8 protein-coding genes and 1 pseudogene are annotated in these 10150 nt (G+C 73.0%); 4 read left to right on the forward strand and 5 right to left on the reverse strand.

Going from position 1 to position 10150, the window contains the following annotated elements; translation table 11 throughout:
- Window positions 1–671, forward strand: a pseudogene (locus QM626_RS10645) (hypothetical protein); the annotation flags it as partial.
- An 8-nt stretch (window positions 672–679) separates the two neighbouring features.
- Here the strand turns inward: QM626_RS10645 and QM626_RS10650 are convergent.
- Window positions 680–2629 (reverse strand): GDSL-type esterase/lipase family protein, encoded by a 1950-nt coding sequence (locus QM626_RS10650; protein WP_415076806.1) that lies wholly within the window; start codon window positions 2627–2629, stop codon window positions 680–682.
- 234 nt (window positions 2630–2863) lie between these two features.
- Between QM626_RS10650 and QM626_RS10655 the strand changes: the two genes are divergently transcribed.
- Complete coding sequence (locus QM626_RS10655) at window positions 2864–3499, forward strand: DedA family protein (protein ID WP_415076808.1); 636 nt, start codon at window positions 2864–2866, stop codon at window positions 3497–3499.
- Window positions 3500–3528: 29 nt separating this feature from the next.
- Here QM626_RS10655 and QM626_RS10660 read toward each other — a convergent pair whose 3' ends face one another.
- The 4 genes from QM626_RS10660 to QM626_RS10675 all read right to left on the reverse strand — a co-directional run bounded on the left by QM626_RS10660 (window position 3529) and on the right by QM626_RS10675 (window position 7088).
- Window positions 3529–4155 (reverse strand): hypothetical protein, encoded by a 627-nt coding sequence (locus tag QM626_RS10660; RefSeq protein WP_415076810.1) that lies wholly within the window; start codon window positions 4153–4155, stop codon window positions 3529–3531.
- A gap of 101 nt (window positions 4156–4256) precedes the next feature.
- On the reverse strand, window positions 4257–4901 hold the full coding sequence (locus tag QM626_RS10665) for an FMN reductase (RefSeq protein WP_415076812.1): 645 nt from the start codon (window positions 4899–4901) through the stop codon (window positions 4257–4259).
- A complete protein-coding gene (locus QM626_RS10670) occupies window positions 4898–6079 on the reverse strand; it encodes an LLM class flavin-dependent oxidoreductase (protein WP_415076818.1) in 1182 nt (393 codons plus the stop codon). The genes QM626_RS10665 and QM626_RS10670 overlap by 4 nt, the downstream gene beginning before the upstream one ends.
- A gap of 127 nt (window positions 6080–6206) precedes the next feature.
- Window positions 6207–7088, reverse strand: coding sequence for an alpha/beta fold hydrolase (locus QM626_RS10675; protein ID WP_415076820.1), 882 nt, complete (start codon window positions 7086–7088; stop codon window positions 6207–6209).
- A 134-nt stretch (window positions 7089–7222) separates the two neighbouring features.
- Here QM626_RS10675 and efeU point away from each other — a divergent pair, with 134 nt between their 5' ends.
- Together efeU and efeO are read left to right on the forward strand one after the other, a co-directional pair.
- Entirely contained in the window at window positions 7223–8824 is a 1602-nt protein-coding gene (efeU, locus tag QM626_RS10680; RefSeq protein ID WP_415076814.1) for an iron uptake transporter permease EfeU, read from the forward strand.
- Window positions 8811–10031, forward strand: coding sequence for an iron uptake system protein EfeO (gene efeO / locus QM626_RS10685; protein ID WP_415076816.1), 1221 nt, complete (start codon window positions 8811–8813; stop codon window positions 10029–10031). Before efeU ends, efeO begins: the two co-directional genes overlap by 14 nt.
- The last annotated feature ends 119 nt before the right edge of the window (window positions 10032–10150 follow it).

Raw genomic sequence — 10150 nt, forward strand, 5'->3', positions numbered from 1 at the left:
AGCGCGACGCCGGGACCGCCGAGTCGCTGCGCGCGCAGGCGGCGGACGCCGAGGTCGCGCGGCAGACGGCGGCCCAGGAGGCCGCGCAGGCGGCGTCCGACGCACAGGCGGCCGCCGACGCCGAGGCCGCGACCGTCGCCTCCCTGCAGACGCAGACCGACACGATGTACGCGCAGCTCGCGACCCTGAAGAGCACGACGGCCGAGACCGAGCGGCTGTACCGGCTCGGGCAGGAGGCGGCGGCGCAGGCGGCCGCGCAGGCCGCGGCGGCCGCGGCGAGCTCGAGCTCCGGCTCGTCGTCCAGCTCGTCGAGCTCCTCCTCGTCGACCTCGTCCACCACGTCGACCTACGGCGTCGTGGTCGACCCCGCCGGCGCCAAGGCGTACGCGAAGAGCACGATGGCCTCGCGCTACGGCTGGGGCGACGACCAGTACCAGTGCCTGGTGCTGCTGTGGACCCGGGAGTCGAGCTGGCGCGCCGACGCGCTCAACGCGTCCAGCGGGGCGTACGGCATCCCGCAGGCGTTGCCGGCGGACAAGATGGCCTCGGCCGGCGCCGACTGGCGCACCAACGGCAACACGCAGGTCGACTGGGGCCTGTCGTACATCTCGTCCCGGTACGGCACCCCGTGCACGGCGTGGGCGCACTCGCAGTCGACCGGCTGGTACTGAGCCCGGGGTCAGGTGCGGGCGGGATGCGGCGTGCCGGGACGCGGCAGGTCGATGTAGCCGTCGTGCTTCGCGCGCAGGCCGTCGCCGGCCGTGCGACCGCGCACCCGGCGCCAGAGCCACGGCAGCGCGTCGCGGCGGATCCAGCCGGCGGGATGCGGCTCGTCGTCGTGCAGGGCGGCGTCCAGGCCGCCGAGCGCCTCGGCGTCGGGCACGCCGAGCAGCTCGGCGGCACGGTAGGCGAGGAGCCGATGCCCGCGCGAGCGCAGATGCACCCGGTCGTCGGCCCACATGTCGCGCTCGCGCAGGGGCGCGAGGGCCTCGGCATCCAGCAGCAGGCATCCTTCGGTCCGCGCGATACGGCGCAGCTCGCCGTTGTAGGCCGCGACGCGGCGCGCGAACAGTCGCGCCGCCGGCCGCTCGGGCAGGAAGAGCGTGACCAGCAGGACGTCGGAGCCGGCCTGCCGCAGGCGCCGGACGCTGCGGGCGAGCTCTGCGGCCAGCGCCACGGGGTCCGCGCGTGCGCCCACGAGGTCGTTGTGGCCCATCAGGATCGACACCAGCGCGGGACGCAGCGCCAGGGCGGCCGGCACCTGCTCGCGCGCGAGGTCGCGTACCCGACGTGAGCGCACGGCGAGGTTGGCGAAGCGCAGCGGATGCGGCGAGTCACCGGTCTGGGCGAGCAGCTCCGCGAGCCGGTCGGCCCACCCGCGGTACGCGCCGGACGGCATGCGAGAGCCGTCGCACAGTCCCTCCGTCAGCGAGTCGCCGAGGGCGACATAGCTGTCGTGGCGGACGGCGGTCGGGGCGAGGACCGGCTCCGGGCGCTGGCGCGACCGGCCGAGCAGGCCGGCGTCGAGGCGGCGCAGCATCCGCGCCTCGTCGTAGTGCTCGACCAGTCGGGCGCACAGCACGCCCCAGGTGCGGTCGCGCACCGCATCCCGGGATGCGGCCCCGAAGGCGGCGCGCTTGGCGTCGTCGCCGAGCAGGTCCGCGACGCGGGCGCGCAGATCGCCGAGGTCGCCGGGACGGTACAGCCACCCGTCGACGCTGGAGCGGACGAGGTCGACGGGTCCGCCGACACCGGTCGTCACGACCGGCACGCCGCTGGCGTGGGCCTCCTGGATGGTCTGCCCGAACGTCTCGCTCTCCCCCGGATGCACGAACACGTCGAGGGAGGCCATGGCCTCGGCCAGGGCGTCTCCGGCGAGGTGGCCGAGGAACACGGCGCCGGGCAGCCGACGCTCCAGCGCCGGCCGCGACGGCCCGTCGCCGACGATCACGAGGCGCGTGGCGGGCAGGTCGGCGAGCGCGGCGAGGTCTTCGACCTGCTTCTCCGGCGCGAGGCGGCCGACATAGCCGACGATGCGCTCGCCCGGTGCGATGCGGGCCCGCCACGCCGCGCTGCGCCGCTCCGGCCGGAACCGTTCGCCGTCCACGCCCCGCTCCCACCGCCGCAGCCGGTCGACGCCCAGGCGTTCGAGCTGGGCGACGGAGGCGGCGGACGGGGCGAGCGTGAGCGTCGCGCGACGGTGCAGGCGGGTGAGGTGCGCCTCGGCGAGCGCCGTCGCGCCGGGCAGCCCGTAGCGCGCCGTGTACGCGGCGACGTCGGTCTGGTACACGGCGACGGATGCCGCGGCCACCGCCTCGGACGCCAGCAGTCCCTGCCACCCGAGCACGAACGGCGAGGCGAGATGGACGACGTCGGGGCGGAACTCGCGCAGGATCCCGGCGATCCGCGCGACGCTGGCGACCACGACGCGCACCTGCGGGTAGGCGGGCAGCGGAAGCGAGGCCAGCAGTGCGGTGCGCGCGTGGGCGGTCTCGGCGCCGGCCGCGCGGGGGGCGATCACGAGTGCTTCGTGTCCGTGCGCGGCGAGGTGACGCAGCACGTGGAGCACGGAGTTCGTGACCCCGTTCATGTGGGGGAGGTAGGACTCGGCGATCAGCGCGACTCTCACATGTCCAGGGTCGTGCCCGCTCCGCCGGCGACGATGCCGATCCGGGCCGGATCGCGCAGAGTTCACCGGATGCTCCGCACCCGGTCACCGAGCGGTCGTCGGCTGCATCCCGAGGGCGCCGGATCCCCGCCTCGGCGTGGGCGACGGCGTCTGGGCAGCAGCGTTCGAGTGACCGTGCGCGGTCGACGGCGTCCGGTTCGCCCGCCGTTCACCGGACGCTGCCACCGTGGCCCCGTGCTGGACGACTCGGTAGCGACGATCGCCGCAGGCCCCTGGGCGCTGGGGGTGGTCGCGCTGCTGGTGCTCGCCGACTCGTTCCTGGTGGTGCTTCCCGGAGAGGTCGCGGTGACCGCGGCGGGAGCGCTGTCGGTCGCGACCGGTTCCCCCGCCCTCGTCGCAGTGATCGTCGTCGCCGCGGCGGCCGCGTTCACCGGCGACACCTGCTGCTACCTGGTGGGGCGTCGTGTGGGGATCGACAGATGGCGGTGGATGCGGCATCCGCGCGTCGCCGGCGCCTTCGGCTGGGCAGGAGCCCGCCTCGAGACCCGGGTCGCGTCGACCGTCTTCGTCGCGCGGTTCATCCCCTTCGCCCGGCTGGCGGTGAACCTGACGGCGGGTGCGACGCGGGTCGGCGCGCCTCGTTTCCTCGGGGTGGCGGCCGGAGCGGCCGTGGCGTGGAGCGCATACCAGGCGGTGATCGGGGCGGTGGTGGCCGCGGTTCTCCCCGGCGGCCCCGTGGTCGCGATCGTGGTCTCGGTGGTGATCGCGCTGGCCATCGGTCTCGGGATCGACGCGTTTCTGGCGGCGATCCCGAGGCGGCGCGCACGGCGCGGCGGCGTCGCTCGCGTGCCGCGTCCCCCCGGCGAGTAGACGCGAGGGTGCGATGGACAGCTACGCGCTCACCCGGCGAAGCGGCGCAGCGCCGCCGCATACGACTCGCGATCGGCTCGGGTCGCGTCGGCGATCAGCATCCCGTTCGACCCCACCCGCTGCCAGAGCTCCCCACGGACCGGCACGGTCACGACGATCAGCAACCCCTCGCGCCAGGCGCGGACGAGAGCGTCGACCACGTCGTGCTCCGGGCTGCCGCCCGCCCGGTGACCTTCGACGATCCCGCGCAGGTGCTGGGCGCTCCACAGGTCATAGCCTTCCAGGCCCGCGTCACCGAACCGGTCACGCCAGCTCGGCCCGATCAGGCGTTGCAGCAGAGCCTGACGCTCGAGATCAGGCAGCGTCCCGATCCGCTCGAAGTCGGGCGGCTCATGTGGCGTGGTTGCGTGCGCCAGGGCGCCGTCCCAGATCTCGGGCCATGCGTCCTGCCACGCCTCGACGGGCTCGGCGCGCCGCGTCTCGGGCGGCGCCGGTGCCGGCGGGGCGCGAAGAGGCGGCGGCGCGGCGATGTCGAGGCGCAGTCCCCATCGCTCCCGCAGCCACAGCAGTTCGAGCAGCGCGTGCGGGTCGTCGACGACCGTGATGGTCATCTCGTGCGGCCATCGGCTGCCCGGGATCGGTCGTGACGAGCGCATGGCCGCCACGGTACGCGCGATCGTCGCAGAACATGACCGATGTCGCAGGATTCGGCGGAGATCCTGCGACATCGACGCGATCCTGCGACGGCGGATGGGCGCTACTCCCCCGCGAGCCCACCGAGCAGGTGACCGAACGACCGCCCCTCGCCGAGATAGCTCGCCGGGTCGAAGGGATCGGCGGGCTGCGCGGGCTCGCGCCGCGCGATCGCGTCGGCGAGCTCGCGCGCGCCCTTGTCGATGCGCTCCGACAGCGTGCCGACCCCGTCGCCGGCTCCGCCCCAGTCCGCGGATGCCGCGAACACCCCCGTCGACACGGCGTCCGCATGCAGGTAGGCGAACAGCGGCCGGATGGCGTAGTCGATCGCGAGCGAGTGACGCGGAGTCCCCGCGTTCGCGCCGATGAGCACCGGCTTCCCGCGCAGCGCGTCCGGGTCGAGGACGTCGATGAACGACTTGAACAGCCCGGAGTAGCTGGTGGAGAAGATCGGGGTCACCGCGATGACGGCGTCGGCCGAGACGACCGTGTTGATCATCGACTCCAGCGCGGGCGGCGCGAAGCCGGTCAGCAGGTTGTTCGTGATGTCGTGCGCATAGTCGCGCAGCTCGAAGGTGTCGGCCGTGACCTCGATGCCGCGCTCACCCAGCTCGCGGGCGGTGGCCGCCAGCATCCGGTCGGCCAGCATCCGCGTCGACGACGGGTTCGACAGGCCCGCCGCGACCACGGCGATACGACGCTCGCTCATCGCGCACCTCCCAGACCGAACGCGGCACCGGCCGCGGCCGGGGTGTCCTGGTAGGGCGATCCGGCGGTGAGGTTGTCGCCGCGGTTCTCGCGCGGCCGCGCCTGCCGGGTCGGGCCGTCGCCGTACACGGCGCGCACCCGCGCGGCGTGCGTCGGCCCGTCGGGCACGTCCGCGGGGCGGTCTTTCGCGAACTCGCTGCGCAGCACGGGGACGACCTCCTCGCCGAGGATGTCGATCTGCTCCAGCACCGTCTTCAGCGGCAGGCCGGCGTGGTCCATCAGGAACAGCTGACGCTGGTAGTCGCCGAAGAGGTCCCGCATGCCGGCGTACCGGTCGATGACCTGCTGCGGCGAGCCCACCGTCAACGGGGTCATCTGCGTGAAGTCCTCCATCGACGGCCCATGGCCGTAGACCGGGGCGTTGTCGAAGTACGGGCGGAACTCGGTCACGGCGTCCTGCGAGTTCTTGCGCATGAACGCCTGGCCGCCCAGACCCACGATCGCCGTCTCGGGCGCGCCGTGGCCGTAGTGCTCCCAGCGCTGGCGGTACAGGCCGATGAGGCGCTGGTAGTGCTCGGCGGGCCAGAAGATGTTGTTCGCGAAGAAGCCGTCGCCGTAGTACGCGGCCTGCTCGGCGATCTCCGGGGTGCGGATGCTGCCGTGCCACACGAAGGGCGCGACCCCGTCCAGCGGCCGCGGCGTCGAGGTGAACCCCTGCAGCGGCGTGCGGAACTTCCCCTCCCAGTCCACGACGTCCTTCGTCCACAGCTCACGCAGCAGCGCGTAGTTCTCGATCGCCAGCGGCAGTCCCTGCCGGATGTCCTTGCCGAACCAGGGGTAGACGGGTCCGGTGTTGCCGCGGCCCATCATGAGGTCCATCCGTCCGCCGGACAGGTGCTGCAGCATCGCATAGTCCTCGGCGATCTTCACCGGATCGTTCGTGGTGATCAGGGTGGTCGAGGTCGAGACGATGAGCCGCTCGGTCTGCGCCGCGATGTAGGCGAGCGTCGTGGTCGGCGACGAGGACCAGAACGGCGGGTTGTGGTGCTCTCCCAGCGCGAAGACGTCGAGACCCGCCTGCTCGGCGTGCCTCGCGATCGTCACGGTCGCCTGGATGCGCTCCGCCTCGCTCGGGGTGCGCCCGGTGACCGGGTCCCGCGTGATGTCGCTGACCGACATCAGGCCGAACTGCACCTGGGGTGCGGTGCTCTGCTCGCTCACGTCGTCTTCTCCTCTTTCCGGACTCGCATCCATTTTTATGCACGTGAATATACATGGAGAACGCGTGCACGCCCGGGGTATTCCCTCAGGCCCGGGCGAAGAGCGTGAGCATGTCGCGCACCAGCTGATGCGGCGCGGTCTCGCACGGCGCATGCCCGGTCTCGTAGACAGCGAGGTCGGCGCCGATGCGACGTGCGAACTCGGCGTGCTGCGCGGTCGGCCACAGGTCGTGGTCGCCGACCGCGACGAGCATGGGCACCGGCGCGGCGGCCAGGTCGTCGAGCACGTCCGGCATCGCCATCATGAGCGCGACGATGTCGTCGACGCTGGCTCGCGGCAGCGCGGCGAGCCGTTCGCGCACGAAGGCGATCCGCCGGGGCGGCGTGCGGTTCAGGTTGTATCGGATGCCCCACAGGATCAGCCCCGCGGCCCGGTGCGGTGCCATGTCCGAGATCGGGCCGATGTGCTTGACGCCGTGGAAGACCTGCCCGACCGCAGGCGGGCTGGCCATGAGCGTGAGACTGCGGAACAGATCGGGGCGCTCGACGAGCGCGAGCTCGGCGACGAGGCCCGCGAAGCTGTACCCGAGCACGTGGGCGGGCCCGGCTCCGTCCTCGAGCACCGCGATCAGGTCGGCCACGTACATCGCGTAGTCCGCGTGCTGGCGAGGCGGATCCAGGTGCGCGGGTCCGGCGTCCACCGATTCCCAGTGCCCGGCGAGGTCGAACGACTCGACCCGGTGCCCGGCTGCCGCCAGCAGCGGGAACACCCGGACGAAGTCCTCCTTCGAACCGGCGACGCCGGAGACCAGCACGACGCGCTCGGCGTCCGCGGGACCGAGCGTCACGCGAGCGAGCGGGCCGCTCGGGGCGGCGAACACGTCGCGCTCCGTCCCCGGCGGGAAGACGCGCCAGTCGATGTCCGTCAGGTCCTGGTCGCGCTCGAGCGCGTCGTCGATCGTCGTCATGTCCACCTCGCGGCGAGCCTAGTCCGCGGACCGATACCGGAGGCCGGCGGCGCGACGAGGGGCCGGACCGCACCGATCCGTGTCCCGGATGTAGGTTAGCCTTACTTGTCCCGTTCCCTCCCGTCAGGAGCGCCGTGCTCGCGACCTTCGTGATCGGCCTGCGCGAAGGCCTCGAAGCAGCATTGATCGTCGGCATCGTCGCCGCATTCCTGCGCCGCAACGGTCGCCGTCTCACCTCGATGTGGATCGGCGTCGCCCTCGCCGTCGCGCTGAGCGTCGCGGTCGGCGTCGTGCTGGCACTCGTCGAGCAGGCGCTGCCGCAGGCCGCACAGGAGGGGATGGAGTCGGTCATCGGCGCCGTCGCGGTGTTCTTCGTCACCGGGATGATCGTGTGGATGAACGGCCATGCGCGGCGGATGCGCACCGAGCTGGAGGAGCAGGCCGGCGACGCCCTGCGCGACGGCCACGCGCTGGCGCTGGCGGTCATGGCCTTCCTCGCGGTGCTCAAGGAGGGCTTCGAGACGAGCGTCTTCCTGCTGGCGACGTTCACCGCGTCCTCCGACACCGCGCTGGCGGCCCTCGGCGCGGTGCTGGGCGTCGTCTGCGCCGTCGGGGTCGGCATCGGCATCTACTACGGCGGCGTCACGCTCGACCTGTCCCGGTTCTTCCGCGTCACCGGCGCGTTCCTCATCCTCGTCGCCGCCGGGCTCGTCGTCACGACGCTGCGCACCGCGCACGAGGCGGGGTGGATCACCGCCGGCCAGCAGCAGGTCGCCGATCTGTCGTGGCTCGTGCGGCCGGGCACGATCCCGGCGGCGCTGCTGACCGGCGTGCTCGGCATCCCGTCCGACCCGCGGCTGATCGAGGTGGTCGGGTGGCTCGCCTACCTCGTGCCCGTCGCGCTGTACGTGTACTGGCCGCGGCGCCACCGTGCCCGGGGCCACGCCGTCCCGGTCCTGCAGGCCTCGATCGCCGCCACGCTCGTGCTGGCCGCCGCGGCCCTGGCCGTCGGCTTCGCCGTTCCCGGCCGGCCCGACCTGACCTCGGCGACGCTGACCGCCGCCGACGGCTCGACGGCCGGCACCGCCCAGCTGGGCGAGGGATCGGTGACCATCGAGGTCGACGGGCAGGACGCCGACCTCCACGCCCTCGACGCCGCTGCCGCGACGGGCGATCAGCACGACGGCGTCGCCGCCCTCGCCTGGCAGTGGAACGCCGACGCGCCGGTCGCCGACGCGCCGGCGACACTCACCCTGAACGATCTCGCCGCCCTCAACGAGGGCTCGCTGCCGATCGGGGTGAACCGCGCCGAGCAGCCGGGACCCTTCGACGCGTCCTGGAACGTGACGACCACCCGCGAGGTGTGGGTCGCCGGCGACGCGCTGCTCGACGCGACCGAGACGGTGCGCGCCGTCGTCACCCTCAGCGGCGGAGGTCTGTCCACCCCGCGCACCGTGACGCTGACCGGCACGGACCCTGACGACGCGTCGGCCGGCTGGTCGGTCGCCGACGCGTCCGACCGCGCCGCGCAGATCGACGCCGCCGACGCGTTCGCCGAGGAGCGGACGCTGTGGGGGGTCCAGCTGCCCGTCGTGCTCGTGATCGCGGCCGCCGTGCTGCTGATCGCAGCATCCCGCTCCAGACGCCGGCTGCGCAGCGCAGCGCCCGACGTCCCCACCGGCCCACCCGAAACCGCACCGTCACCACAGAGAAGAGACACCCATGCCATCCCTTGACAGACCCCTCGCCCGCACCGCGCTCGTGGCCGTCCTGGCCGGCGGCGCCGTCGTGCTCGCCGGCTGCAGCAGCAGCTCCGAGGCAGCCGCCCCCACCAGCTCCAGCGGCGCCTCGCAGGTGAACATCACCCTCACCGGCGGCGACTCCGACGCGTGCACGCTCGACTACGACAGCGTCCCCGCCGGTCCCGTCACCTTCACCGTCACCAATGAGAGCTCGACCGCGATCACCGAGATCGAGCTGCAGAGCGACAATCGCATCCTCGGCGAGAAGGAGAACCTCGCGCCCGGCCTGTCTCCGGTCAGCTTCACGGTGACCCTCGACGGCGGCAGCTACGAGATCTACTGCCCCGGCGCCGAGACCGAGACGGTCGCGTTCACCGTGACCGGCACCGCGGCGTCCTCGTCCGGCGGCACCGTGCAGAGCCTGCTCGAGGACGGCGCCGAGGGCTACGCGACGTACGCGAACGGCGTCGCCGCCGACATGGTCACCGCCGTCGCGAACCTGCAGACCGCGATCGACTCCGGCGACCTGACCGCCGCCCAGGATGCCTACGCGAAGGCGCGGCCGTTCTACGAGAAGATCGAGTCCGACGTCGACGGGTTCGTCCTGCCCGGCTACGACGCCACCGACAACGCCGGCAACCTGGACTACCTCATCGACATGCGCGAGTCCACGCCGGTCGACGACGCCGTGGGATGGTCGGGCTTCCACGCGATCGAGCGCGACCTGTTCCAGAACGGCGCGATCACCGACCAGACCAAGACCTACGCCGCCGACCTGGTGACGCACACCGACGAGCTCGTGGACGTCATGGCCGGCCTGACCTATGCTCCCGAGGACCTCGCCAACGGCGCCGCCGACCTGCTCGAGGAGGTGCAGGCGAACAAGATCACCGGTGAGGAGGAGCTGTACAGCCACATCGACCTCGTCGACTTCGCCGGCAACGTCGAGGGCGCGGAGCAGGCCTTCGCCTACCTGCGGCCGGGGCTCGAGGAGATCGATGCGGACCTGGCCGACCAGGTGCAGGCGCAGTTCGACGCCGTGAACGCGCTGCTGGACACCTACCGCGACTCCTCCGCGCTGGGCGGGTACGAGCTGTGGACCGACGAGCTGAAGGCGACGGACGCCGCCGCCCTGAGCAAGGCGGTGCAGGCGCTGCAGGAGCCGCTGTCGAGCATCGCCGAGAAGGTCGCGACGGCCTGACGTGAGCGACCCCGACCAGCTTCCGGACGAGCCCGCGCGCCCCGAGCGCGCGGGCGTGTCCCGCCGCGGCCTGCTGCTGTCGGCGGCCGCGGCGGGCGGTCTGCTGGTCGGGGGCGTCG

The sequence above is a fragment of the Microbacterium sp. genome (genome assembly GCF_047606385.1).
GTDB lineage: Bacteria > Actinomycetota > Actinomycetes > Actinomycetales > Microbacteriaceae > Microbacterium.

Bases quoted from the DNA above. Each gene is read 5' to 3' on its own strand.
- QM626_RS10660 (WP_415076810.1), bottom strand. From the start codon at position 4,155: ATGCGCTCGTCACGACCGATCCCGGGCAGCCGATGGCCGCACGAGATG.
- QM626_RS10665 (WP_415076812.1), bottom strand. From the start codon at position 4,901: ATGAGCGAGCGTCGTATCGCCGTGGTCGCGGCGGGCCTGTCGAACCCG.
- QM626_RS10670 (WP_415076818.1), bottom strand. From the start codon at position 6,079: ATGTCGGTCAGCGACATCACGCGGGACCCGGTCACCGGGCGCACCCCG.
- QM626_RS10675 (WP_415076820.1), bottom strand. From the start codon at position 7,088: ATGACGACGATCGACGACGCGCTCGAGCGCGACCAGGACCTGACGGAC.
- efeO (WP_415076816.1), top strand. From the start codon at position 8,811: ATGCCATCCCTTGACAGACCCCTCGCCCGCACCGCGCTCGTGGCCGTC.